The organism is Catenulispora pinistramenti (assembly GCF_018274385.1).
In the GTDB taxonomy this organism is placed as follows: Bacteria; Actinomycetota; Actinomycetes; order Streptomycetales; family Catenulisporaceae; genus Catenulispora; species Catenulispora pinistramenti.
On sequence record NZ_JAAFYZ010000053.1, the window covers coordinates 1 to 23154 of the forward strand.

Annotated in this window: 22 protein-coding genes and 3 pseudogenes; 13 read left to right on the forward strand and 12 right to left on the reverse strand. The window is 69.7% G+C overall.

Going from position 1 to position 23154, the window contains the following annotated elements; all coding sequences use genetic code 11:
• Nucleotides 1-222: 222 nt before the first annotated feature.
• Together KGQ19_RS17305 and KGQ19_RS17310 are read left to right on the forward strand one after the other, a co-directional pair.
• Nucleotides 223-900 (forward strand): polysaccharide deacetylase family protein, encoded by a 678-nt coding sequence (locus KGQ19_RS17305; RefSeq protein ID WP_212010208.1) that lies wholly within the window; start codon nucleotides 223-225, stop codon nucleotides 898-900.
• Between the two features lie 41 nt (nucleotides 901-941).
• Nucleotides 942-1295 carry an MmcQ/YjbR family DNA-binding protein gene (locus KGQ19_RS17310; RefSeq protein ID WP_212010209.1) on the forward strand — a complete coding sequence of 118 codons (354 nt, stop codon included), beginning with the start codon at nucleotides 942-944 and terminating at the stop codon, nucleotides 1293-1295.
• Between the two features lie 20 nt (nucleotides 1296-1315).
• On the opposite strand, the pseudogene KGQ19_RS17315 reads toward KGQ19_RS17310, so the two are convergent.
• A pseudogene (locus KGQ19_RS17315) lies at nucleotides 1316-1954 on the reverse strand (alpha/beta fold hydrolase); the annotation flags it as partial.
• Between the two features lie 110 nt (nucleotides 1955-2064).
• Between KGQ19_RS17315 and KGQ19_RS17320 the strand changes: the two are divergent.
• The 3 genes from KGQ19_RS17320 to KGQ19_RS17330 all read left to right on the forward strand — a co-directional run bounded on the left by KGQ19_RS17320 (nucleotide 2065) and on the right by KGQ19_RS17330 (nucleotide 4862).
• The gene (locus tag KGQ19_RS17320) at nucleotides 2065-2940 is read left to right on the forward strand and encodes a LysR family transcriptional regulator (protein WP_212010211.1); all 876 of its coding nucleotides are present in this window, start codon (nucleotides 2065-2067) and stop codon (nucleotides 2938-2940) included.
• A gap of 129 nt (nucleotides 2941-3069) precedes the next feature.
• The gene (locus KGQ19_RS17325) at nucleotides 3070-4140 is read left to right on the forward strand and encodes a tartrate dehydrogenase (protein WP_212010212.1); all 1071 of its coding nucleotides are present in this window, start codon (nucleotides 3070-3072) and stop codon (nucleotides 4138-4140) included.
• Nucleotides 4141-4268: 128 nt separating this feature from the next.
• Entirely contained in the window at nucleotides 4269-4862 is a 594-nt protein-coding gene (locus KGQ19_RS17330; RefSeq protein ID WP_212010213.1) for a TetR/AcrR family transcriptional regulator, read from the forward strand.
• A gap of 115 nt (nucleotides 4863-4977) precedes the next feature.
• Here KGQ19_RS17330 and KGQ19_RS17335 read toward each other — a convergent pair whose 3' ends face one another.
• From KGQ19_RS17335 to cobF, 3 genes are all read right to left on the reverse strand, one after another.
• On the reverse strand, nucleotides 4978-5595 hold the full coding sequence (locus tag KGQ19_RS17335; protein ID WP_212010214.1) for a TetR/AcrR family transcriptional regulator: 618 nt from the start codon (nucleotides 5593-5595) through the stop codon (nucleotides 4978-4980).
• Nucleotides 5596-5709: 114 nt separating this feature from the next.
• Nucleotides 5710-7248 carry an MFS transporter gene (locus KGQ19_RS17340; RefSeq protein ID WP_212010215.1) on the reverse strand — a complete coding sequence of 513 codons (1539 nt, stop codon included), beginning with the start codon at nucleotides 7246-7248 and terminating at the stop codon, nucleotides 5710-5712.
• Nucleotides 7249-7450: 202 nt separating this feature from the next.
• A complete protein-coding gene (gene cobF / locus KGQ19_RS17345) occupies nucleotides 7451-8221 on the reverse strand; it encodes a precorrin-6A synthase (deacetylating) (RefSeq protein WP_212010216.1) in 771 nt (256 codons plus the stop codon).
• Nucleotides 8222-8310: 89 nt separating this feature from the next.
• Here cobF and KGQ19_RS17350 point away from each other — a divergent pair, with 89 nt between their 5' ends.
• Nucleotides 8311-9078 (forward strand): cobalt-precorrin-6A reductase, encoded by a 768-nt coding sequence (locus KGQ19_RS17350; protein ID WP_212010217.1) that lies wholly within the window; start codon nucleotides 8311-8313, stop codon nucleotides 9076-9078.
• An 18-nt stretch (nucleotides 9079-9096) separates the two neighbouring features.
• Here KGQ19_RS17350 and KGQ19_RS17355 read toward each other — a convergent pair whose 3' ends face one another.
• From KGQ19_RS17355 to KGQ19_RS52820, 3 genes and pseudogenes are all read right to left on the reverse strand, one after another.
• The gene (locus KGQ19_RS17355; RefSeq protein WP_212010218.1) at nucleotides 9097-9996 is read right to left on the reverse strand and encodes a fructose bisphosphate aldolase; all 900 of its coding nucleotides are present in this window, start codon (nucleotides 9994-9996) and stop codon (nucleotides 9097-9099) included.
• Nucleotides 9997-10124: 128 nt separating this feature from the next.
• Nucleotides 10125-10430: a muconolactone Delta-isomerase family protein gene (locus tag KGQ19_RS52815; protein WP_368862116.1), complete on the reverse strand. Its 306-nt coding sequence runs from the start codon at nucleotides 10428-10430 to the stop codon at nucleotides 10125-10127.
• Nucleotides 10431-10694: 264 nt separating this feature from the next.
• Nucleotides 10695-11087, reverse strand: a pseudogene (locus KGQ19_RS52820) (nuclear transport factor 2 family protein); the annotation flags it as partial.
• Nucleotides 11088-11249: 162 nt separating this feature from the next.
• On the opposite strand from KGQ19_RS52820, the gene KGQ19_RS17365 reads away from it, so the two are divergent.
• The gene (locus tag KGQ19_RS17365) at nucleotides 11250-11798 is read left to right on the forward strand and encodes a sigma factor (RefSeq protein WP_212010220.1); all 549 of its coding nucleotides are present in this window, start codon (nucleotides 11250-11252) and stop codon (nucleotides 11796-11798) included.
• A gap of 433 nt (nucleotides 11799-12231) precedes the next feature.
• Entirely contained in the window at nucleotides 12232-13656 is a 1425-nt protein-coding gene (locus KGQ19_RS17370) for a toll/interleukin-1 receptor domain-containing protein (protein WP_212010221.1), read from the forward strand.
• A gap of 106 nt (nucleotides 13657-13762) precedes the next feature.
• On the opposite strand, the gene KGQ19_RS17375 is transcribed toward KGQ19_RS17370, so the two are convergent.
• The gene (locus KGQ19_RS17375; RefSeq protein ID WP_212010222.1) at nucleotides 13763-14467 is read right to left on the reverse strand and encodes an ABC transporter permease; all 705 of its coding nucleotides are present in this window, start codon (nucleotides 14465-14467) and stop codon (nucleotides 13763-13765) included.
• A complete protein-coding gene (locus KGQ19_RS17380; protein WP_230418796.1) occupies nucleotides 14464-15453 on the reverse strand; it encodes an ABC transporter ATP-binding protein in 990 nt (329 codons plus the stop codon). Before KGQ19_RS17380 ends, KGQ19_RS17375 begins: the two co-directional genes overlap by 4 nt.
• A gap of 130 nt (nucleotides 15454-15583) precedes the next feature.
• Between KGQ19_RS17380 and KGQ19_RS51920 the strand changes: the two genes are divergently transcribed.
• Together KGQ19_RS51920 and KGQ19_RS17390 are read left to right on the forward strand one after the other, a co-directional pair.
• On the forward strand, nucleotides 15584-16708 hold the full coding sequence (locus KGQ19_RS51920) for a sensor histidine kinase (RefSeq protein WP_212010224.1): 1125 nt from the start codon (nucleotides 15584-15586) through the stop codon (nucleotides 16706-16708).
• Entirely contained in the window at nucleotides 16705-17307 is a 603-nt protein-coding gene (locus KGQ19_RS17390) for a response regulator transcription factor (RefSeq protein WP_212010225.1), read from the forward strand. The genes KGQ19_RS51920 and KGQ19_RS17390 overlap by 4 nt, the downstream gene beginning before the upstream one ends.
• A gap of 17 nt (nucleotides 17308-17324) precedes the next feature.
• Here the strand turns inward: KGQ19_RS17390 and KGQ19_RS17395 are convergent, their stop codons facing one another.
• Complete coding sequence (locus tag KGQ19_RS17395; protein ID WP_212010226.1) at nucleotides 17325-18236, reverse strand: LysR family transcriptional regulator; 912 nt, start codon at nucleotides 18234-18236, stop codon at nucleotides 17325-17327.
• A 244-nt stretch (nucleotides 18237-18480) separates the two neighbouring features.
• Between KGQ19_RS17395 and KGQ19_RS17400 the strand changes: the two genes are divergently transcribed.
• Both KGQ19_RS17400 and KGQ19_RS17405 read left to right on the forward strand, forming a co-directional pair.
• Complete coding sequence (locus KGQ19_RS17400) at nucleotides 18481-19113, forward strand: NADPH-dependent F420 reductase (protein WP_212010227.1); 633 nt, start codon at nucleotides 18481-18483, stop codon at nucleotides 19111-19113.
• A 74-nt stretch (nucleotides 19114-19187) separates the two neighbouring features.
• A pseudogene (locus KGQ19_RS17405) lies at nucleotides 19188-20128 on the forward strand (SDR family oxidoreductase).
• Nucleotides 20129-20336: 208 nt separating this feature from the next.
• Here KGQ19_RS17405 and KGQ19_RS17415 read toward each other — a convergent pair.
• A complete protein-coding gene (locus KGQ19_RS17415; RefSeq protein ID WP_212010230.1) occupies nucleotides 20337-20981 on the reverse strand; it encodes a response regulator in 645 nt (214 codons plus the stop codon).
• On the reverse strand, nucleotides 20969-22297 hold the full coding sequence (locus tag KGQ19_RS17420) for a sensor histidine kinase (RefSeq protein WP_212010231.1): 1329 nt from the start codon (nucleotides 22295-22297) through the stop codon (nucleotides 20969-20971). Before KGQ19_RS17420 ends, KGQ19_RS17415 begins: the two co-directional genes overlap by 13 nt.
• Nucleotides 22298-22404: 107 nt before the next feature.
• Here KGQ19_RS17420 and KGQ19_RS17425 point away from each other — a divergent pair, with 107 nt between their 5' ends.
• Nucleotides 22405-23154 carry an ABC transporter ATP-binding protein gene (locus KGQ19_RS17425; RefSeq protein ID WP_212010232.1) on the forward strand — a complete coding sequence of 250 codons (750 nt, stop codon included), beginning with the start codon at nucleotides 22405-22407 and terminating at the stop codon, nucleotides 23152-23154.

A 23154-nucleotide genomic window follows, 5' to 3' on the forward strand; every position in this document is an offset into this window, starting at 1 on the left:
GCGCTAGTTTCCCTGAGGTTGCCGAGGCCCGCCGGAGGCCCCTGCCGTTGACTTCAGGCGCCCACCACACGCGACGATTGCCGCCAGCCCAACGCGTGCGCAGTGACTCGGACCCGCGCGAAACCACCACCACCACAACCGCCGCCCGCCAACAGGGCCTTACGGGGGAAATCCGCATCAATCAGGCATCTCCCCGGTGCCTCCGGGAATCGGCTGGAGATGATGCCAGGACTATCCCGTAGAGCCCGAACCCGAACCCGAACCCGAGCCCGAGCCCTCCTCGCCGCCACCCTCCTCGCCCTGTTCGGCGCCGGCCTGTCGGCGACGCCGGCCGCTGCGGCGGGCAAGGTCGTCTACATCACCTTCGACGACGGGCCCAGCGTCTACACGCCGCAGGTCCTCAAAGTCCTGTCGCAGTACCGGGTTCACGCCACGTTCTTCGAGGTGGGCCAGAACGTGGCCTCGCACCCGGCGCTGACCTCGCAGGTGTACCGCCGGGGCAACAGCGTGCAGAATCACACCTGGTCCCACCCCGATCTGCGGACGCTCTCGGCGGCGCAGTTCGCGTACCAGGTGACGGCCACCGATCGGCAGATCCGGTCGCACACCGGGTACCGTCCCTGTTGTCTGCGCCCGCCGTACGGCGCGCTGAACGGCACCGTGCGGGCGCGGGCGGCGGCGCTCGGGAAGAAGATCGCCCTGTGGACGGTCGACCCGCGGGACTGGTCTCGTCCTGGGGCTGCCGCGATCCGGGCCCGGGTGCTCGACCACGTCCGGCCGGGGTCGGTGGTGCTGCTTCACGACGGCGGCGGTGACCGCAGCCAGACCGTCGCGGCGCTCAGCGGGATCCTCAAGGCCCTGAAGGCGCGGGGATACACGTTCGCGACCTGGGCTCGGTGACCGTCGGCGATGACGTCGGAGGGTCCGCCTAGGCTGGGCCTATGACGCCCAACGAGCTCAAGAAGGCCTGCCTGGCCCTCCACAGAGCCGTCGAGGACTTCCCCTTCGGCTCCGAGGCCTCAGTGTTCAAAGTCGCCGGGAAGGTCTTCGCGATCACCAGGCTGGCCGCCGAACCGCTCGCTGTGAGCCTGAAGAGCGATCCGGAGCTCGCGCTGAGTCTGCGGGCCGCACACGCCGCGATCCGCCCGGGGTACCACTTGAACAAGCGGCACTGGAACACGGTGACGATCGACGGTTCGCTGAGCCGGCGGATGGTGGTCGAGATGATCGAGGACTCCTACGACCTGGTGGTGAAGTCGCTGACCCGGGCGCAGCGCGCTGCGCTGGAGGGTTAGCGAACCCTGATGAGCTCAAGGCAGGAGGCGTGGATCGCCGCCGGATCGGAGAGGCAACGCACGTACTCGGCCATGGCCGTGGGATGGAACGGCGTGCCGCCGTGGTGCCGGGCCTGCATCCGGGTCCGGACCCAGAACCCGGGATCGGCGCCGATCAGGTGCTCGGGGATCCCGTTGCCGGCGGCCAGGAAGAACCAGTGGTAGTAGCCCAGCGCGAAGTGCGTGTCCGCGGTGGCGAAGGTGTGCCGGATCGGCACGATGTCCAGCACGGCCAGCGCCGCGACCGCGTCCGGGTGGTCCAGCGCCGGGCGGTGCCCGACCCGGGCCCCGCGGTCGTGGCCGACCACGGCGAAACGCTCGAAGCCCAGCTCGCGCATCACCAGATACTGATCGGCGGCCATGGCGCGTTTGCTGTAGGCGGCATGGTTCGGCGCGGCCGACGCCGGCTTGTCGCTGTCGCCGTAGCCGCGCAGGTCGGTGAGCACCACGGTGTACCGCGTGGCCAGTAGCGGCGCGACCCGGTGCCAGATCACGTGGGTCTGCGGGTAGCCGTGCAACAGCAGCAGCGGCGGTCCGTCGCCGGCCACCCGCGCGTGCACCCCGACGCCGTCGGCGTCCACGCGCCGAGTGGTGAAACCCGGTAGTAGCTCGTCGTTCATGCCCTGATCACAGCAACCGGCCGGTCGGCCTGTCCAAGACACGTCGGTGATGTCTCTGATAGGAACGTCCTGTCTGCGGTTCAAGATCGCGACGTGGAGGACGGTGTGAGATGGACGTCCGGCAGCTGGAGTACTTCCTGGCGATCGTGGATTCCGGCGGCTTCAACCGGGCCGCCGCCGCCCTCTACGTGTCGCAGCCGTCCCTGTCCCAGGCCATGCAGGCCCTGGAGCGTGACCTGGGCAGCGACCTGTTCCACCGGATCGGCCGGCGCGCGGTCCTCACCGAGGCCGGCACCGCGCTGATCGAGCCGGCCCGGGCCGCGGTGCGCAGCCTGGAACTGGCGCGGGCCAGCGTCGGCACGGTAAGCACGCTACAGGGCGGCGCCTTGGACATCGCGGCGATGCCCTCGCAGGCCGTGCAACCGCTCAGCGGCCTGATCCAGCGGTTCGCCGCCCGGTATCCGGACGTGGTGGTGCGGATCCGGGCCGCGTTCACCCCGCGGGACGTGGTGGAGCTGGTCCGCACCGGAGCCTGCGAGCTGGGGGTGGTGGCCACGCCCGGGGCGCTGGCCGAGCGCGGGGTGGTCACCCACCGCACCTGGGAGCAGCGGTTCGTGCTGGTCACGCCGCCGGACGGGCCGTTCCCGGCGGGCGTGCCGGTGAACTGCGCGGCGCTGAGCGGACACCGGCTGATCGTCGGACAGCGCGGCACCGGGATGCGGATGTTCGTGGACGGGCTGCGCCACCAGGGGATCGAGTTCGGCATCGCGGTCGAGAGCGAGCACCGGGTCTCCATCCTGCCGCTGGTACTGGACGGGGTCGGGTTCGCCGTGGTCACCGAGGCCTGGCGGGAGCTCGCCGAGCGGGCCGGGGCCTGGGTGCTCGACCTGGAGCCGCGGGCCGCGCTGCACGTCGCGCTGGTCAGCCGCACCGCCGAGCTGACGCCGGCGGCGCGCGCCTGCCTGGAGGTGGCGGCCACGCTCTAACCGTCCGGGGCCGGCAACTGACAGGCCCGCTGATAGGCCTACTGATAGGCCTACTAATAGGCCCGACCTATCAGCGGCATCGCCGATCGGTCTTGGACGCTCCCTCGGCGGCGTTGATGCAATCAGCCCATGACGAAACACCGCATCGCGCTGATCCCCGGTGACGGCATCGGCACCGAGGTCGTGCCCGCCGCGCGCCGGGTCCTGGAGGCCGTCGGCGCCCGCCACGGCCTGCGCTGGGAGTTCACCGAGTTCGACTGGTCCTGCCGCCGCTACCTGAGTCAGGGTGCGATGATGCCGGAGGACGGACTGGAGCGGCTGCGCGAGCACGACGCGATCCTGCTGGGCGCGGTCGGCTACCCCGGCGTGCCGGACCACGTCTCGCTGTGGGGGCTGCTGATCCCGATCCGGCGCGCGTTCCGGCAGTACGTGAACCTGCGGCCGATCCGGGTCTTCCACGGTGTCCCGTCCCCGGTGCGCGGCGCGGCGCCGGGTGAAGTGGACTTCGTGGTGGTGCGGGAGAACGTCGAGGGCGAATACAGCGAGATCGGCGGCCGGATGAACCGCGGCTTCCCGGACGAGATGGCAGTCCAGGAAGCGGTCTTCACCCGCGCCGGGGTGACCCGCGTCGTGGACTACGCCTTCGAGCTGGCCACCCGCCGCCGCGGCCGGCTGACCTCGGCGACCAAGTCCAACGGGATCGTGCACACGATGCCGTTCTGGGACGAAGTCGTCGCCGAGCGCGCGGCCCGCTACCCGACCGTGAGCTGGGACCAGGAGCACATCGACGCCCTGGCCGCCAAGTTCGTGCTGAATCCGGCCCGCTTCGACGTGGTGGTCGGCAGCAACCTGTTCGGCGACATCCTCAGCGACCTGGCGGCGGCCGTGGCCGGGAGCATCGGCATCGCCCCCTCGGCGAACCTGAACCCCGAGCGCACCCACCCCTCCATGTTCGAACCCGTCCACGGCTCGGCCCCCGACATCGCCGGCCGCGGCATCGCGAACCCCGTCGGCGCCATCTGGTCCGCCGCCATGATGCTGGACCACCTGGGCCACACCCGCGCCGCCGAGGACGTCACCGACGCCCTGACCGCCGCGCTGGCCGATGGGGCAGCGCTCACACCGGACTTGGGCGGCTCGGCCGGGACGAAGGAAGCCACCGATCACGTGCTGGAGCTGATGGCGGCTGCGGCGCGGTAACCGGCGCGGTAGCCGCTGGGGTCGGCAAAAACGGGCTGGAAGGCTAAGCCGTTACGCCAGAATAGATTCCAGCGACCGTCAAGGACTTCGGCCTCCCCCGGTCCGGCACCAGAATCGCGAGGAGACCCATGACGACCCCCGAGGCGGCGGAACGGCGCCCGATGCGCGCGGACGCGCGGCGCAACTACGAACGGCTGCTCACCGCGGCCCGGGAGGCGTTCGCCGAGCACGGGGCCGAGTTCACACTGGAGGACATCGCACGCCGGGCCGGGGTGGGGATCGGGACGCTGTACCGGCACTTCCCGACACGGGACGCGCTGGCCGACGCGGTGTTCTCCGAGGAGTACGAGAAGCTGACGGCGCTCGCCCGACACCTGGCCACGGTCGAGCCGCCCGGCGAGGCGCTGATGACCTGGCTGCACACGTTCATGGTCCACAACGCCTCGACCCCGGGGATATTCAAGGCTCTGATGCACGCGCTGAAGGCCGACGAGACCACCCGGCTGCACAGCCGCCTGGTGGAGTTGCGCGAGGCCGGACGAGCGCTGACCGAACGGGCCGTCGCAGCCGGCGAGGTGCGGGCGGACGCCGACTACTCGGACGTGACGATGATCGTCTGCAGCATGGCCCGCTCCGCCCAGGACGCCGGGTGGCCCGCCGAGCGCCGGGACCAGATGTTCGCCGTCATCCGGGACGGGCTGCGGCCTGTCGCGGCGCGATAGGGGTCCTGGGCCGGCCACGATTTCGCCGCAGACCGCCCCCACGAAGCTGCGCCCGGCGGCCACGTCCTGAAACGACGCGCCGTCGGCCCGGTCCCAGCGCGCCGGGAGCAAACCCTCAGCGCGCCCGCAACCCGTCCACGACCAGTGACATCAGGTGCTCAGCCGTCTCGGCGCCGCCGGTCTCGGCCGCGATGCTGATCGCGTTGACCAGCCGCAGCAACGACAGGGTGTCCAGGTCCGGACGCACGGCGCCGGCGGTTTGGGCCCAGGTCAGCAGGAAGCCGGCAGCCGAGGTGATCGACTCCCGGCACCAGGAGCCCAGGGCCTCGCCCTCGTCCCGCAGCACCATCGCCAGCAGGCTCTTCAGGCCGTTCTGGGCGCCACCGCGCTCGATCGCGGCGCGCAGCCAGTCGGTCAGGCCGGCCACCGCCTCCTCGGCGGTGGCGTCCGCCGGTTGGGCCGAGGCGTAGGCCAGGTCGCACAGGCCGGAGATGTCCTCGCGGTAGACGGCTTCCAGCAGGGCCTCGCGCGTCGGGAAGTGCCGGTAGAGGGTTGCGTTGCCCACCCCGGCGCGCTTGGCGATCTCGTCCAGGGAGGCGTCCGCGCCGAACTCCGCGAACGCCTTTGCCGCCTCGGCCAGCAGTTTTGAGTAGTTCCGGCGGGCATCGGCACGCATCGGGCGGGCGGACGAGGAGGCGGAGGAGGACTCAGCGGCTTCCTTGGTGGCCGTCATGTGGGTCCTTCCCGCGTCGGTCGGGCTTCGCTTCCGCCCTCCGATCCATGATAGGCGAGCCCGTCTCACGTGCCTGGACGCCGAGCCGCTGGCAACCGGTCCCGCGCCGGTCGCTCATCCCGTTTTCTGCGGCTGCGCTCCGGCAGCCCCGCCGACGCCGGCAGCGCGGGCCATCGCCGCCGCGACAGCCTTCTTGGACTTGAACACGAGCAGCGCGACCACCAGCGCCAGCCCCACGAACACCACGGCGACGCTGAACGCCGACTGCAGCGCGTGGGTGAAGGCATGCTGCGCCTGGACCACCGGCGAGGCGCCGGCCGGCCGGCCCGCGGCGTTCTTCTGCGCGGTACCGAAGACGGTGACCAGCACCGCCAGGCCCAGGCTGCCGCCGAGCTGCATCGAGGTCTGCACCAGACCCGAGGCCGACCCGGAGTCCTCGCGCGGCACCCCGGCCAAGATGGTGACGTTCAGCGGCATGAAGCTCAGTCCCATTCCGACGCCGAAGATCAGCAACGGGCCGAAGACCGAGGACCAGTAGCCGCTGGAGCTGGACAGCTGGGTGAGCCAGAGCATCGCGCCGGTCATCAGCGCCGAGCCGATGACCATCAGCGGCTTGCCGCCGTACTTCGGCAGCAGCTTCGGAACCTGCGACACCGTGGCGAACATCCCGACGGTCATCGGCAGGAACGCCAGGCCCGCGTTGGCCGGGCTGAGCTTCAGCGAGTCCTGAACGAACTGGCTCAGGAAGAAGAACAGGCTCAGCATCGCCGCGGTCAACAACAGGATGTTGGCATACCCGCCGGAGCGCGACCGGTTCTTGAACAGCCGCAGCGGCACGATGGGCTGGCGCACCCGGGTCTCGATCGCCACGAACGCGATGAGCAGGACGGCGGCGGCCACGAAGCAGGCGATCGTCAGCCCGTTGCTCCAGCCGTCGGTGGGGACCCGGATGAACGCATAAACCAGGGAGACCATCCCGGCGGTCACGGTGACCGTGCCGGCATAGTCGATGCGGGCCTGGTGCCGCTCGGGCTCCTTGATGAAGCGCGGCGCGCCGAGCGCGACGAACAGCCCCAGCGGCACGTTGACGAACATCACCGCGCGCCAGCTCACCCAGTCGGTGAGCACGCCGCCGAGGATCAGGCCGACCGACGAACCGGCGCCGGCCGTGGCCGAGTACACCGCCAGCGCCTTGTTGCGCGGCGCACCCTCGGCGAAGTTGCCGGCGATCAGGGCCAGGGTGTTGGGCGCCAGCAGCGCCGCGCCGACACCCTGGCCGATGCGCGCGCCGAGCAGCATGCCCGGGGAGTTGGAGAACCCGCCGATGAAGGACGCGAGGGTGAACAGCACGGTCCCGCTGACCAGGACCCGGCGCCGGCCCAGCACGTCGCCGAGCCGGCCGCCGAGCAGCAGCAGGCCGCCGAAGGCCAGCGTGTAGGAGTTGATGATCCACGACAGGCCGACGGGCGTGAAGCCCAGCGCGGCCTGGATCTTGGGCAGCGCGATGTTCACCACCGTGGCGTCCAGGCCGATCATCAGGTACGCGGTGGCGATGATCGCCAGGACGATCCCATCGAGGCTGCCAGGGCGCGCCTCCACGGTCGGCGGCGGCTCCGCGACGGCGGTCAGCGGCTGGTCGGGCTTCTCACTCATGACGCTCCTCAGGGGTCACGGGATTACCGTCGGTGACGCCGCTCACTATACGGGGACAGTCCCCGTTTATTCAACGACGACCGCCGCAGCCCTCCGGACAGCGCTTCTCAGGACCCGTATTAGGGCCCCGCAACATGGTGTGATCTCGTCAGCACGCTGAAGAACGGCGACGAGACCGGAACGCCCGAACCTCCGAAACGACCTACGGCCGCTCGCGCCGCTCGCGCCGCACCAAGTAGGTGTCCATGATCCAGCCGTGCCGCTCCCGCAATTCGCGCTTGGTCGCGGCGATCTCGTCGGCCACCTCGGGCAGTGGGCCGGAGCGCAGGACCTCGTTCGGGGTGCCGAGGTAGGCGCCCCAGTAGACGTGGAGGTCGGGGTCGTTCAGGTCGGCGGCGGCGAATCCGGCGTCCAGCATGACCACGGCGCTGTCGAGGTCTTCGGGCAGGCCCGCGGCCAGGCGGCGGCCGGTGGTGATGTGGACCGGCTCGCCGATGCGGTTCAGTGGCAGGCGGTGTCGGGCGGCGAGGGCCTGGACGGCCGTGATGCCGGGGATGACGCGGTAGTCGAAGTCCACCGCGCCGCGGGCCAGAATGTGGTCGATGATTCGCAGGGTGCTGTCGTATAGGGCCGGATCGCCCCAGACCAGGAACGCGCCGCAGCCGTCTTCGGGCAGGTGGTGCAGGATCGCGGCCTCGAAGAGCTCCGCGCGCCGCTCGTGCCAGTCGTCGACCGCGCCGACGTAGGCGGCGGCGCGGCGGTCGCGGGGCGGCTCCGGGATGGTGACCAGCCGGTAGCCGTCGTCGCGGATGTAGCGGTCGCAGATCTGCTCGCGCAGCTCCAGCAGGCTGCTCTTGTCCTCGCCCTTGTCCACCACGAAGAACACCTCGGCGGCGTTGAGCGCGTCGACGGCCTGCATCGTGACGTAGTCGGGGTCGCCCGCGCCGAGCCCGATCACGAGGATCTGTCGCATGTCTTTTCGTCCTCGCCTGTCTCATCTGTGCGTTCTCGCCTGCCGCGCGGGGGTGCGGGGCCGGCGTTCGTGATCGGTAGGGTCGGTTCGTGCGGATACTCATCCTGGGCGGCACGGCGCAAGCCCGCGAGCTGGCCACCGGCCTGCGTTCCCGGGACGAGTACCGGATCATCTTCTCGCTGGCGGGCCGGACGCACGAACCCGCCCTCCCGGATCTCCCCCGCGAACAGCTGCGCGTCGGCGGTTTCGGCGGGGTCGAGGGCCTCAGCGGATACCTGCGCGCCGAGTCGATCGACGTGCTGATCGACGCGACCCACCCGTTCGCCCGCGTGATGTCCGCCCACGCCGTCGACGCGGCGCGAACCGCCGGCGTCCGGTTGCTGGCGCTGCGCCGTCCCGCCTGGACGGCACAGCCCGGCGACCGCTGGACCCACGTGCCGGACGTACAGACAGCCGCCGAACACGTTGCCGCGCTGGCCGATGACCGCTGCGTGTTCGTCACGACCGGCCGGATGGAGCTGGCGGCATACGCGGGTGACGAACGACACCCCTACCTGATCCGCGCCGTCACCGCACCGGACGGCCCGCTGCCCCCACGCCACACCGTCGTGCTGGACCGCGGCCCCTACTCGATCGAGGCCGAGTCGGACCTGATGGCCCGCCACGACGTCGGCGCTCTGGTCACCAAGAACGGCGGCGGCTCCGCGACCGCGGCCAAGCTCACCGCCGCCCGCCGACGAGGGATTCCGGTGACGATGGTGGACCCGCCGGCCCCCGCGCCCGGTGTGGAAACCGCTGCGACGATGGCGGACGTCCTGCGGCTGCTGGAGCTCGGCAGCGAAACATCCCGACGGTGAAGACGGCGCAGACGACTCTCAGGCCGTGGACTTGGTGACCGAAGCGGCATAAATCTCGTTGATCGAGGCCTCTAGCCGGGCATTGAACTGCTCATCACTCTGGTCCTCGCGCAGCCCTTCCAACAGCGCGCGGGAAAAGCTAGCGATCATGCTCGGCTCCCGGGCAAGCCGCTCGCACGCCTCGGCACGCGAGTAGCCGCCGGACAAAGCCAGCACTCGCAGCACGCGGGGATCGGCAGCCAGTTCCGCGTAGAGCCCCGGCCGGGTGGGGATGGTCAGCTTGACCATGACCACCGCGTCCGGCGACAGCGCGCTGACCTGACGCCGCAACTCTGCGCGCAGCAGCTCCTCAGCCTCGGCCTTGTGCGGGCTGGTGATACTCACCTCGGGCTCGATGATAGGGACGAGGCCGGCGGCGGCGATCCGTGCCGCGATGTCAAACTGCTGATCCACGAGAGCCCGGATCCCGGCCGGGTCCGCGTCGGCGATGACCGAGCGCATCTTTGTCCCGAACATCCGGTGCTCGTTCGCCTGCGCGAGGAGGTCATCGAGAGTGTCGATCGGCTTCATCAGGCGCACGCCGTGCTCCTCGTCCGCCAGCCCCTTGTCGACCTTCAGGAACGGCACGACGTGCTTGGTCTCCCACAGATAGTGGCCCGTCGGCAGACCCTCGACGGATCGGTTCATCGTCTGCTCGAAGAGGATGGCGGCCAGGACCCGCTCCCCGTTGAAGGCGGGACTGGTGACCACCCGCGTTCGCATGGCGTGGACCAGGTCGAACATCTCGGCATCGGTCGAGTAGCGGTCGGCGTCCACGCCGTACTCGGCCAACGCCTTCGGCGTGCTGCCGCCGCTTTGGTCCAGAGCCGCGAAGAATCCGGGCGCCGAACGGATCGCGGCGAGTCGGGCAGTGTCCATGACAGCCATCACCTCAGCGGGTCGGGAACTGACGATGGAGCCTGCTCCGCCGCCGGGCCGGTCTTCGAGCTTACTCAACCGGTCGCACCCGAGCGTTCGATGCCCGGCCGTTCGGGCTACGGACGCCGTTATACCCGGCCCGGGTCGTTGTGGTGCGTCCGCAGCGCGGTGACCTTGACGTCCATCCACGGCCGCAACGGCAGGGTACCGAGCACGTTGGCGTGCAGGTCAGCCTCGTCCGCAGCGCGCCACACGCCGATACTGCGCCGCTGACCCGCCGGCCACTCACCGGCCTGCCACCAGAGCCGGGTCAGGTGTCCGGCCGCGGTGAGCTCCCTGACTCGCAGGTTCTCGGCGGCCCGGCGGGCGTCCACTTCGGACTGTTCGGTGCCCTCGGGGACGGTGGTGATGAGCTCGACGACGAATTCCCGCATCGCCGCTTCCTCCGGGTCGCTCCGGCGTGACAGGCCGGCCCAGCTGTAGGCGTCGTCGTACAACGCGGTGAGCTCGGCGTCCCGGTCGACGCCGTGGCGATCGTCCGGGACGGTGAACCCGCGATCAGTCATCCACAGGGTCAACATGCGATAGGACGATCGCGTGCCGCGAAGGTCGTCCGGCTTCAGCATCGGCACGGACGTGGGGATCGCCGGGGTCATCGTGTCGTGGTCGAAGACCGCGACGGACACCGAGAAACGCCAGGCGCCGTCGGTCTTCTCGGCGCGATGCAGCATGCGCATGTGCGAGGCCACATCGACCTCGACGCCGCGGAAGACACCGCGGAACTCGATGGTCGTCGGCACCTCGACGATCGCGCGGGCGCCGCTGACGTCGATGACGGGCAGTCCGAGCCGATGGCTGGACGGGGTCTGGTGGAACATCCGCTTGGACAGCTCGACGTACTCCGCCGCGGTGCCGTCGAACCAACTCGTCTGGATCGTCGCGGCCGGCGTGTAGCACCGCTCGAGGGCGGACCACCAGCCCCGGTCCCGGGCTTGCCGCTCGTGGGTGACCAGTGCCAGCAAGGCCACCAGGTCGGAGCCGTTGCCGGAGTCGTCGCCGGAGTAGCTGTCGCTGTCGGAGATGGGCTGCATCACGCACTCCCTTGGCCGGACCGCGATGTCGGCGTGCCGGCGTGACAGCCCCACCGCAGTATCTAAGTTTTAGTATATACCATCACGTAGATAGGAGCCCTTACTTCCTGGCTGGAGTCAACCCGGGAGCCGGGCTGCGGCGTTCTATACGCAGGGGGGTGGATGACTGTGGAGGAGCCAGCAGGCTTCGATGAATTCGTAGCGGCACGAAGGCCTGTGCTCTTTCGGGCGGCAGTGCTGCTCACCGGCGATGTGCATCTCGCCGAGGACGTGCTTCAGGCCACGTTCATGCGGGTCTGGCTCCGCTGGCGGTCGGTCTCGGTCATGGAGAACGCCGACGCTTACGTGCATCGCGTTCTGGTCTCCGTCTTCCTCGAAGCGCCAGGCGCACCGGGCTCTCGGCAATCTGGACCGGACTTCACCACCATCCTCAGCCTGATGCGCAAGAAGCTGGCATTCGGACTGGTCAGCTGCGCGTCGAGTCTGACTGGCGAGCACCTGATATTGGTGTTCCGTTACGCATCCGGCCCTGATGTGACAGTCGCTTTGAACCTCCACGGATGCCCGGGGGTGAGCAATGGCGCCGTGAGCGGCATGTTCGCTCCGGCCGGCCAGATCCCGCCGGCGTTGGCGGCGTTGGGCGTCGACCCAGCAGCCACGGGCTCGCCGAGCAGCGGGCCGACCCCTGGATCGACTCCACTCACTTCATGATGGTGGGTCTTCACCGTTTCGAGGACCAAGACGTAGGGCCAGAAGCCGAGTGGAGATCCTGCCGAGTGCCAAGGCAAGACCCGTCAGCGCGCTGAGGATAGCCGCACGCACGGTGGGATCAGTATCCCGAAGCGAGAGCCAGGCGATCCAGTCCACCGAGCCCAACACCACCAGGGCAGTGCCGACAAGTAGGACCAGAGTCGCACGCGCGGGCTCGGCTGATTGACCGTGTTGTGGGGGCTCTGTACGCGGCATTCGTGACTCCAAGTGCGAACGACGTCGGTCGGCTTGCTCTTCCATCTCAGGCTGCCGCGTCGCCGATGCGGAAAGTCGATTGTTGACATACCACGTCAGAAGTTGACGAGTATGGCCGCTTTGGTCGGAGTACCATCCGCTGGTACTTGACGTTTTTTGACACAAGGCGGTCAGCACGATGAGCGGCTTGCACCTTCCGGGTCTGGGGAATCTGCCTGCCGGTGCGCTACGTGACCTGACCGAGGCTCTGCACGAGTTGTACCGTGACGCGGGGACTCCCGGTCTGCGGAAGATCGCGACTGCGGTGAACGAAGACGACAGGTTCCGCGACACCGTCAGCCATCAGAAGGTCTCTGCGATGCTGCACGGAGACGGAGCACCGAAGTGGTCGAAGTTGGAGCCGGTGGTTCTTCTCCTGGCCCAGTGGAGTACGCCTCGACGAGACCCCCGCGAAGAGGCGAAGCGTTTCAAGCACCTGTGGGATACCGTTTCCGCCGATGAGGCGGGTGAGGCTGCCGACAAGCCCCCGGATCGGCGCGTCAGCGGCAGGTTGCGGTCAGCTTTCATCCTCGGCGGAGTCACCGGCGAGACGACCTTCCCCGACTTCGAACCGGCCGAGCTGGACCACTTCTGCCAGCGGTTGGGCGCGACAGTGGCACGGGCCGGAGCAGACCTGATCATCTGCAGCCCGTTCCCTGACTCCGCCGACTTTCACGCGTTGCGGGGTTATGTGGAGTCGGGCACAGGACACACGATCCACATGCACCGCCCGCAACATCAGACTGTTGATAACCAGTACGCCCAGCTGCGCGAGGTGATCGGCCCCGAAGCGACGGCGCGTATCAAGAACTGGTACTACCCGGCGCCCGAGAAGGACGATCGCGAGTCCATGCTCCAGGCCTGGGTGCTGTGTCAGCTGATGGCCATGGAGCACGCGGACGTGATCCTCGCAGTCGGCGGAAAGCCAGGTGGCACAGCCGCCACGATTCTCCACTTGGCCGAAGCGCGTGCGCAGCTCGTCGTACCATTCGCGTTTCTCGGCGGAGCAGCCGGACGGGCGTATGCCAGACGCGACTGGGAAGCGATCTACCCCCGGCTGGATGCGCGGCTCTTGAACAAGAAGAGCGGAGCCGAAGACGCCATGGTGATCGCCGAGCAGATGGCGATGTCCCGCGTGCGCCTGTGGCATGGCCTGCAAGGCCGACCACGGACCGCGTTCATCAGTAGGGCACGGCCCGATTCGGCGTATGCGCGGGCGCTGGACAGCTATCTGTCTGGCGTCGGTATGTCAGTAGTCTTCGGCGAGCGGGACCTTCCAACGGACCGGACCGTGGAGTCGGCCATCGACGACGCAGTCTTGCAGTCGGATCTGTTCATCGCGCTGTGGAGTCGGTCGTATGCTGCGAGCCGGTACTGCTACGACGAACTTCATTTGGCTCTGCACCGCCATCGAGCCGGCGCGCTCCGCCTGTGGATTATCAATCTCGACGGGTCGGACATCGTGCCCCTCGAGGCCCGGAAGATGCCTCAACTAGTGGCACGAACGCCTGAGGACATCGTTTCGGTGGTGCGCGATCTCCTCATGGATGAGTTCGATGTGTGAGCGTCTGGCCTGCTGGGAGCGCCACGACGGGCAGGCCTCGCCGATGCTCACCAAACCTTCCACCGCCACCGCCGCGAGCGCTCGGTTCACAGCCACGAACGCTCAGTCAGCGACGAGGTTCCCAGCGGAAGCAGGCTCGCGCGGCAAGGACGCCCGCGATGGCCCACCCCAGGCTCGCCGCGAGCAGCACCGGCACGGCCCCGAGGCCCCCTCCGTTCCACGCGGTCGAGACCAGCTCCGCCACCGCGCCACCCGGCAGGGCCCGCTTGACGGCGATGGGCCCGCCGAGCGACGTCACCTGGAACCAGACCGCTGCGGCTAGAGTTACCAGGAAGACCGGCGCCGTCGTGTACTGCGCGTGTTCGGGTGAGTTTGTGAAGCCTGCGGTGGCCAGCGCCAGCCCCGTGAACATGGCCTCGGCGAGAATCACTGCCACCGCCAGGAGCAGCGGGTCGGCGGGTGCGTCCGTGGCGGCGAGGATCGCGAACACCACGCCGATCTGCACGATGTTCACCGCGACGACCGGGAGCAGGAGCCCTGTGATGATCTCCTTGTCGGAGACCGCCGCACCGCGCATTCGTTTCAGGAAGAGGGTCTGGCGGCGGGCGGCGAGGGTCGTCGTCGCCGTCACGTAGGTGCCCATGGCGATCATCAGCACGGTTTGCACGCCGGCGATGGCGCCTCCGGGTTTGTGCGTATCCCGGCTCGCGTAGAGGAGCAGCCCGAAGGCGAGTGGGAGCAGGATGGCGCAGCCGCTGACCAGTCGGTTCCTCAGGAGCATCCTCGACTCGGCGATGGCGATGGCGTTCACAGGCCCGTCCCCTCGTGTGCTGCTGCTTCGTTTCTGGGCACTTCGCGTCCTGGTGCCTCATGCCCGGGTGCTTCGTGCCCCAGTGCGCGGAAAATGTCATCGAGCCCTGACTCCTGGACGGTGAGCCGACGCAGCGGGTAGCCCTGGCCGGCGGCCCACTCCAGCAGGGCGGCCAGGTCCCGTTGGGCGTCCGTCGTCTCGATCACCGCCAGCCCGTTCTGGGTCCTGGCCAGTGGGATCGGGATGTCGTCAAGCGCTCCCGGCGGCACGAAGCGGATCGTGCTCAGGCCGCCCTCGGTCAGGTCCGCCAGCGTGCCCTGGCGTCGGATCGAGCCCGCGTGCATCAGGCCCACCCGGTCGGCGTGCTTCTCGGCCTCCTCCAGGTAATGCGTCGTGAGCAGGAAGGTGACGCCGTCGGCTTTGAGCTCGGCGACGACCGTCCACAGGGCATCGCGCGCGGCCGGGTCCAGACCGGTGGTCGGCTCGTCGAGGAACACCAGCTCCGGACTGCCCCAGACCGCCATCGCGAAGTCGACACGCCGCTTCTCCCCGCCGGACAGTTGCGCGACGCGCGTGCGGCTCCGGTGGCTGATGCCGACGCGGTCCAGCAGCTTGTCGACGTCGTCGCCACGCCCCGAGATCGCACCGGCCAGGGCCACGCTCTCGCGCACGCTGAGCTCGGCGGCGAGCCCGGAGTCCTGGAGCATGATGCCCATGCGCGGCCGGATGCGCCGGCGGTCGGACGGGTCGCCGCCCAGGACCGTGATCGTCCCCGATGTCGCGGCCCGGTGTCCTTCGAGCACCTCCAGCGTCGTGGTCTTGCCCGCGCCGTTCGTCCCCAGCAGCGCGTAGATCTCGCCGCGCCGGACGGCGAGATCGACGTTCCGGACGGCGACGTGCGGGGTCTTCGCGGATCCGGATCTCGCCCGGTAGGCGAAGCTCACGCCGCGAGCCTCGATGACGGGGTCCTGTGTGGATGGCCTCATGGCCTCAACGATCGCTTCGGTCCCGGCCGCCGCGTAGTGCCGTGGGCTCATCGTCCGGCGTGACATCTATCAGGTCAGGCGGTGACATTGCGAGGGACCGCGATCAGCGCCGGCGCCATAGAGTGGCCTGGTGACGCCGGAGATCCAGGGAGAATGGTCGGACAACGACGCCGACGTGCCCGCCCTGGCCAGGATGCGCACCTACACGACGTGGACCATGATCTTCGTCGTCGCCGGCTACGTGTTCCTCGTCGCCGGGGGAAGCCATTCGCCGTGGATTCTGGCAGCCACGCTCGGAGTCGGGGCGTTGGTCTGCTGGCAGTGCCGGTACTGGGAGCACGGAGCGCCCAGAGCTCTCACCGCGGTGGCGGTCGTCGCCTCCTACGCCCTGTTCTGCGTCGTCGTCGGCGCACATATCAGTCCGATCTGCGGAGTCGCGTTCGCCTTGTCGATCGGACTCGTGGTGACCACACCGCCCTTCACGCAGTGGCCCTGGACCCTGCTCGCCGTCGCCCTCGCGGTCCTTCCCGCGCTCGGCTTCGGAGCCGACCGCGGCTACGTCGCCGGCGTGGTCGCGATGATGGCGGGCTCGGTGGCCCTGTTCCGCGGCAACCGCTTCGGATTCGGCCTCTTCCTGGAGGTCAACCAGGCGCGGCAGGCCACGGCCGAGCTCGCCGTCATCCGCGAGCGCTACCGCTTCGCCGCCGACCTGCACGACATCCAGGGCCAGGCGCTGCATGTCAGCCGCTTGAAACTCCGGCTGGCCGACAAGCTGCTCGACGACGACCCCGCGCAGGCCCGGACCCAGGTACGGGAGGCCGAACAACTCATCGCGGACGCGATCGCCGAGACCCGGCGTCTGGCCTACGGGCAGCGGACCCTCACCTTCGCCGGGGAGCTGGCGAACTCGGAGTCGCTCATCCGGGCCGCCGGGATCACTGTGACCATCGACGGGACGGTCCCCCTCGGCCATCGGCTGGACGAGCTGTTCGGCCTCGTCGTGCGCGAGGCGACCACCAACCTGCTGCGGCACGCGCACGCCGAGCACGTCGCCGTGGCTGTCGGGGCCGACTCGGTCCAGATCGTCAACGACGGCGTGACCGAGGGCACTCGGGCATTGAGCGGACTGGCGCGGCTCGGCGAGCGGTTCGCGGCGGCCGGCGGCACGCTGACCACGTCGCGCGACGGGCAGACGTTCACGACCTCAGCCCGGGGCACGGCCGAAGTGCCCGCGGCTTCGCAGGCCCGAACGTGATCCGCGTCCTGCTCGCCGACGACGAGACCCTCCTGCGCACCGCACTGGTCAGCCTGCTGGGCCTGTCGGGCCGGATCGAGGTCGTGGCGCAGGCCGCCGACGGCCTGGAGGCCGTGGCCCTGGCGGGCATCCGCACCCCGGACGTCGTCGTGCTCGACCTGGAGATGCCCGGCATCGACGGCATCGAGGCCGCCCGGCGCGTCATCGCGGCCCGGCCGGGACAGGCCGTCGTCCTGCTCACCCGGCACGGGCGCGCCGGGGTACTACGCCAGGCCCTGGCCGCCGGGGTGCGCGGATTCCTTCTGAAGTCAGTCGATCCCGCCGAACTGGAGCGCGTCATCATCCACGTCCACGGCGGCAGACGCTGGATCGACGCCGAGGTGTCGGCCGCCGCGATGACCGACGACTGCCCGCTCACCGATCGCGAACTCGACGCACTGCGGCTCACCACGGAGGGCCTCACGGTCCGCGAGATCAGCGCACGGCTGCACCTCGCGACCGGCACCGTCCGCAACTACCTGTCCTCGGCGATGCAGAAGACAGGCGGCTCGTCACGCCACGTCGCAGCCCGCAAGGCGAAAGAACGCGGGTGGATTTAGATCCCACCAGGAACTACTCAACCAAGCTGTGAAACAACGCCATTTCCAAGCTGCCACATTTCATAGTTCCCGCATTCCGCCGTGACCTCGGCTGTCGCCTGAGCCGCGCTGAAGAAGTCGTCGACCACCGGCGAGGTGCGCGATGCCCCCACCGCGAGGCACACCTGCTCGGGCGCCAGATCCGGGACGGGCACAAAGCTGACCTCCGGATGTGAATAGAACACGGTCGCCGAACGGGCCAGGAACGAGATCCCCCGGCCGGCCGCGACGTGCTCGAGCGTCTCGTCCACCCCGCGCACCAGGTACCCGGCGTTGGGGTGCGGGCGCCTGGTGGGCTGGGTGCTCGGGTCCGCGTGCCAGACCAACGGCTCGCCGTCCAGGTCCGCCTCGGTGATCTGCTCGCGGCCGGCGAACCGGTGGCCGGCGGGCAGCACCGCCACCCGCGGCTCGGCGTACAGCGGGGTGACGCGCAGGCCGGCCTCATCGATCGGCAGCCGCACAAAGCCGACGTCGATGCGGCCGTCGAGCAGCATCGCGGCCTGGTCGTCCCATTCGATCCGCCGCACGTCCACCAGAACGTCCGGGTGCCGGTCGGCGAACTGCCGTACCGCCGCGGTGACCGCGATGCCGGCCCGGAAGCCGACCATGAGCCGCTGGCTCCCCCGCGCGGCCACGGTCACCCGGCGGCGGACCGCGTGCGCGGAGGCCAGCAGCGGGCCGGCGTCGGTCAGCAGCTGCCGGCCGGCGTCGGTCAGCGCCACGCCGTGGCTGTCCCTGGTCAGCAGCGCGGCGCCGAGATCCTGTTCCAGCGCGCGGATCTGCCGGCTGAGCACCGGCTGCGCGATGTGCAGCTCGTCGGCGGCGCGGCCGAAGTGCAGCTTTTCGGCGACGGCGACGAAGTAGCGCAACTTGCGCAGGTCCAGATCCATGGAGCCTCCCGGTCCGGCGATGCCTCCAGGGTATCGCCACGGCTGAAAGAGGTCTTGGACACCCACTCAGGCCAAGGGCATCCTTAAAAGGCACCTAATGCGGCCGGACAGAATTCGGCATAAGAATTCGACACAAGAATTCGCCATAGGGGTTCGACATAAGGGCTCTTCACAAGGTCTCGGTATCGGGACTTGATGTGGCTGTGCCCAGAATCAGAATGAGCTCCAGAAAGCAGGCACACCAATGAGCAGCGTCAGCATCATCGGCCTGGGGAACATGGCCAGCGCCCTGGCCGGCCGGGCTCTCGCCGGCGGCAACACCGTCGAGATCATCGGCCGCGACCGGGCCAAGGCCGAGGAATTGGCCGCCGCACTCGGCGGCGCCACCGTCGGGACGTACGGCGTCACTCCGGCCGGGGAGATCGTCATCCTCGCCGTGCCGTACGCCAGCGCCGCGGCGGTGGTCAGCGAGTACGGGGACGTGTTGCGCGGCAAGGTCATCATCGACATCACCAACCCCGCCTCCCCCGATTTCACGAGCCTTGTCACCCCCGACGGCAGTTCCGGCGCGCAGGAGATCGCCAAGGCCGCCCCCGCCGGTGCGCACATCGTCAAGGCGTTCAACACCCTGTTCTCCAACGTTCTGGCAGCCGGCCCGGCCGAGGGTCGCCAAATGGACGTGTTCATCGCCGGCGACGATGCGCAGGCGAAGGCGCGCGTATCAGCGTTCATCGAAAGCCTGGGACTGCGCCCGCTGGACACCGGGCAGCTGCCGATGGCGCGAGCACTGGAGAACGCCGCCCTGCTGGAGATGGGCCTCGTCGCCCACTCCGTCAAGCACACCAACTTCTTCCTCGGCGTCAGCATTCTCAGCTGAGCCGAGCCCACCCGCAGCACCACCACCACTTCTTGCGTTCTTACGCCACATCGCTCAAAGGGGCAGGCATCAGCATGCGCGTTTTCGTCACTGGCGGGACCGGCCATTCCGGTTCGCACATCATCCCCGAGCTCATCGCCGCCGGGCACGAGGTCACCAGCCTGGCCCGCTCGGACCCGTCCGCGGCGGCACTGTCCGCACTCGGCGCGAAGGTGCGTCGCGGCGACCTCGAGGATCTCGACGGACTCAAGGAAGCAGCCGCGGACTCCGACGGTGTCATCCACGTCGGGTTCAGGCGCGACCTGCTTCCGTCCGGCGGGATCGACGCCGTGACCGCCGCGGAGCTCTCGGTCGTGCTCGCGTTCGGCGAGGCCCTCGCGGGAACCGGAAAGCCGCTCGTCGCGGCGGGAAGCATCGGCTCGCCGGGGTGGGAGAACCTGGGCCGACCGGCCACCGAACAGGACCCGGCCCTTCCCGGCGGGGACGAGTACAGCGGTACCCTGCGGGTTCGCAACGTCGTGGAAACCACCGTCGTCGGCCTCGCCGAGCAGGGAGTGCGGTCTTCGATCGTGCGGCTTGCCACCATCGCCCACAGCACGACCGACAGCGCCGGATTCCTCCCCCTGCTGATCGCGCTCGCGAAAGCCAAGGGCGTCGTCGGCTACCCCGGAGACGGCGCGAACCTGTGGCAGGCCGTGCACATCCGCGATGCCGCCTCCCTGTTCCGCCTGGCACTGGAGAAGGGCCCGGCTGGCAAATACTGGCACGCGATCGAGGACGAGGGCATCCCGTTCCGCGTGATCGCCGAGGCCTCGCCAGCCGTCTGGGCCTGCCCGCCGTGAGCATTCCCGCGGACGTACTGATGCTGCCAGGACACTTCGGGTTCCTCGCGAATCTGGTCGCGCTGGACCTCCCGGCATCCAACCTCATCACCCGCCAGACCCTCGGCTGGGCACCCACTCAGCCCGGGCTGCTCGCCGACTTGGACAACGGCCACTACTTCTCCGCCGGCTGACAGCAGGAACCCGATCACACCGTGAGCAGCACGTTGATCGCGACCCCGACCACGATCACCACCAGCAGGACGTACGGCCACATCGGGCGCTCGGAGGGCGGCTTCCAGTTGCTTGATTCGTTCATGGGAATCATCCTCGGCCGGTGCGCGCTGCCGCACATCGGGGCTGACCACCGTTTCCGGGGTGCAGTTTTCTGCACCCCGGGGGTCAAGCCCGCAGGTAGGCCAACACCGCGAGCACCCGTCGGTGGCCGCTGTCCGGCGTCGGCATCCCGAGCTTGGCGAAGATGCTCCCGATGTGCTTGTTCACTGAGCTCTCGGCGATGACCAGCAGCTCGGCGATGGTGGAGTTGTTCCGGCCCTGGGCCATCAGTGCCAGCACCTCCCGCTCCCGCTGGGTCAGCGTGGCCAGCGGGTCTTGCTCGGCGCGGCGCACCATCAGCTGCGAGATGACTTCGGGATCCATCGCGGTGCCGCCCCCGGCCACCCGCTCCAGGGCCTCCAGGAACTCCTCCGCGCGGCCGACACGGTCCTTCAGCAGATAGCCGACCCCGGCTGCGCTTTGCGCGAGCAGTTCTGTGGCGTAGGTGCGCTCGACGTACTGCGAGAGCACCAGGATCGGCAGCGCCGGGATCTGCCGGCGCGCCTCGATCACGGCCCGCAGTCCTTCGTCGCGGAAGCCCGGCGGCAGGCGCACGTCCACCACCGAGACGTCGGGGCGGTGCTCCAGCAGCGCGGGCAGCAGCCGGTCGCCGTGGTCGACTGTCGCGCACACCTGGTGCCCCTCGCTGGTGAGCAGTGCCGACAACCCCTCCCGGAGCAGCGCGTTGTCCTCGGCGATCAGGATCCGCATGGAATCTCCACCTTCAGTACGGTCGGGCCCCCGGGCGGGCTGGACAGTTCGGTACTGCCGTCGAACGCGGCCACCCGGCGCCGCAGACCCACGAGCCCGCTCGCGCCCACGGCACCCACGACGCTCTCAACGCCCACGGCGCTCTCGGCGGCGCCGCCCCGGCCGTCGTCCTCGACCCGGATCGAGATCCGGTCGGCCGTGATCCGCAGCCGCACCAAGGCGTTCCGGGCCCCGCTGTGCTTGGCGACGTTGGTCAGTGCCTCGGAGACCACGAAGTACGCCGCCGCCTCGGCCGCCGCCGGCGCGCGCGGTGGCGGAGCCGCCCCGGCTGCCCCGGCCGCCCCGGCCGGTTCGAAGTCGGTCCGGGTCGGCACCGCGCACAGCGCGGCCAGGGCCCGCACCGCCTCGACCAGCCCCCGGTCGGCGAGCACCGGCGGATAGATGCCGCGGACCAGCTGCCGCAAGGCGTCCAAGGCCTTCTCAGCCTGCTGCTGGGCGACGTCCAGCAGTTCGGGGACCTGCTCGGGACGGCGGTCCAGGGCCCGGCGGATCATGCCCAGCCGCAGCGAGACCGCGACGATGTCGGCCTGCGCGCCGTCGTGCAGGTCCCGCTCGATGCGGCGCAGCTCGGCGTCATGCGCGTCCAGAGCCTCGGCGCGGCTGACGGTCAGGGCCCGGACGCGCTCGGCCAGGCCGGTTCGGGCCCGCGCGGTCAGCAGCCGCCGGGAGACGTGCGCGTGCAGCAGCGCCAGCGGCCGCGTCAGCGCCATCGCCACGAGCGCGTAGCCGACGCCGACGACCACCGCGGCCAGCGCCTTCCACCATGAGTCGACCGTCAGCAAGATGATGCGGTCGCGCTGCGCGGGCAGCAGCAGCCACCACAGCGGCGCGGTGAGCCAGTTCACCGCGTGGCCGCACACGACCAGCGCCAGCACGCACAAGGCCGTGCCGGGGACGCTGTGGCACAGCAGCCAGAGCAGATCCTTGCGGACCGCCGGGTCACGCAGCGACGGCTTCGGCGCGATCGCGGAACCGGGACCGGGACCTGAACCGTCCGGCACCCCCTGGTACGCGGTGCGCACCTGGACACCGAGCAACCTACCCACCCGGCGGCGGTGGAACTGCGCGTACCGGGTCACGACCCGCAATGTCGCGGGCAGTACCAGGAAGCCGGTCCCCACCAGGCAGAGCGCGCAGACCGCGGCAGTCAGCGCGAGCAGCACCAACCCCGCCAGCCCGGTGCCCAGGCACACCAGCACGTAGCCGGCCGCCGGCGGGAAACGGACCGCGGTCTGGCGGACCCACTGCTCAAGCATCTTGATCAGCCTACCCACACCGCAGGTCGGGGGCAGGTAGCAGTTTTCTGCACCAGGAAGTCTCCAGTCCACACCCTGGTTCGGCGCGCCGCCGCGAACGTACGTTCATGATCGTGACCAGTACAGAAGAGGATCCGGTGGTGCGCCTGGACGGCGTCCACAAGACCTACGGCAAAGGGGCCGGCGCGGTCCCGGCGCTGCGCGGCCTGACGCTCGATTTCGCCCCGGGGACGTTCACCGCCGTGATGGGCCCGTCCGGGGCCGGCAAGAGCACGTTCCTGCACTGCGCGGCCGGACTCGACCGGCCCGATGCCGGTTCGGTGGTCCTCGGCGGCACCGATCTGGCCTCGCTCAGCGAAGTGGAGCTGACCCTGCTGCGCCGCGAGCGCGTCGGGTTCGTGTTCCAGGCCTACAACCTGATGACGGCGCTGTCGGTCGCCGACAACATCACCCTGCCGCTGATGCTCGCCGACCGCCGCCCTGACCGGTCCTGGCTGCACGAGGTGGCCGAGCGGGTCGGGCTCGCCGACCGGATGCGCCACAAGCCCGCCGAGCTCTCCGGCGGCCAGCAGCAGCGGGTCGCCATCGCGCGGGCGCTGGCGGCCCGGCCGGAGGTGGTGTTCGCCGACGAGCCGACCGGTGCCCTGGACACCCGCACCGCGCGGCAGGTGCTGCAACTGCTTCGGGACGTCGTCGACGACCTCGGCCAGACCGTGGTCATGGTGACACACGACCCGGTCGCCGCCTCCTACGCACACCGCGTGGTGTTCCTCGCCGACGGCCGTTACGCGCAGGAGCTCGCCCGGCCCACCGCGGACAGCGTCGCCGAACGGATGACATCGCTGGGGCAGTGGTAG

Coding starts and splice junctions, on each gene's coding strand:
- KGQ19_RS17305 (WP_212010208.1), top strand. CDS start 223: ATGCCAGGACTATCCCGTAGAGCCCGAACCCGAACCCGAACCCGAGCC.
- KGQ19_RS17310 (WP_212010209.1), top strand. CDS start 942: ATGACGCCCAACGAGCTCAAGAAGGCCTGCCTGGCCCTCCACAGAGCC.
- KGQ19_RS17320 (WP_212010211.1), top strand. CDS start 2,065: ATGGACGTCCGGCAGCTGGAGTACTTCCTGGCGATCGTGGATTCCGGC.
- KGQ19_RS17325 (WP_212010212.1), top strand. CDS start 3,070: ATGACGAAACACCGCATCGCGCTGATCCCCGGTGACGGCATCGGCACC.
- KGQ19_RS17330 (WP_212010213.1), top strand. CDS start 4,269: ATGACGACCCCCGAGGCGGCGGAACGGCGCCCGATGCGCGCGGACGCG.
- KGQ19_RS17335 (WP_212010214.1), bottom strand. CDS start 5,595: ATGACGGCCACCAAGGAAGCCGCTGAGTCCTCCTCCGCCTCCTCGTCC.
- KGQ19_RS17340 (WP_212010215.1), bottom strand. CDS start 7,248: ATGAGTGAGAAGCCCGACCAGCCGCTGACCGCCGTCGCGGAGCCGCCG.
- cobF (WP_212010216.1), bottom strand. CDS start 8,221: ATGCGACAGATCCTCGTGATCGGGCTCGGCGCGGGCGACCCCGACTAC.
- KGQ19_RS17355 (WP_212010218.1), bottom strand. CDS start 9,996: ATGGACACTGCCCGACTCGCCGCGATCCGTTCGGCGCCCGGATTCTTC.
- KGQ19_RS52815 (WP_368862116.1), bottom strand. CDS start 10,430: ATGCGGGAATTCGTCGTCGAGCTCATCACCACCGTCCCCGAGGGCACC.
- KGQ19_RS17365 (WP_212010220.1), top strand. CDS start 11,250: ATGACTGTGGAGGAGCCAGCAGGCTTCGATGAATTCGTAGCGGCACGA.
- KGQ19_RS17370 (WP_212010221.1), top strand. CDS start 12,232: ATGAGCGGCTTGCACCTTCCGGGTCTGGGGAATCTGCCTGCCGGTGCG.
- KGQ19_RS17380 (WP_230418796.1), bottom strand. CDS start 15,453: ATGAGGCCATCCACACAGGACCCCGTCATCGAGGCTCGCGGCGTGAGC.
- KGQ19_RS17395 (WP_212010226.1), bottom strand. CDS start 18,236: ATGGATCTGGACCTGCGCAAGTTGCGCTACTTCGTCGCCGTCGCCGAA.
- KGQ19_RS17400 (WP_212010227.1), top strand. CDS start 18,481: ATGAGCAGCGTCAGCATCATCGGCCTGGGGAACATGGCCAGCGCCCTG.
- KGQ19_RS17415 (WP_212010230.1), bottom strand. CDS start 20,981: ATGCGGATCCTGATCGCCGAGGACAACGCGCTGCTCCGGGAGGGGTTG.
- KGQ19_RS17420 (WP_212010231.1), bottom strand. CDS start 22,297: ATGCTTGAGCAGTGGGTCCGCCAGACCGCGGTCCGTTTCCCGCCGGCG.
- KGQ19_RS17425 (WP_212010232.1), top strand. CDS start 22,405: ATGATCGTGACCAGTACAGAAGAGGATCCGGTGGTGCGCCTGGACGGC.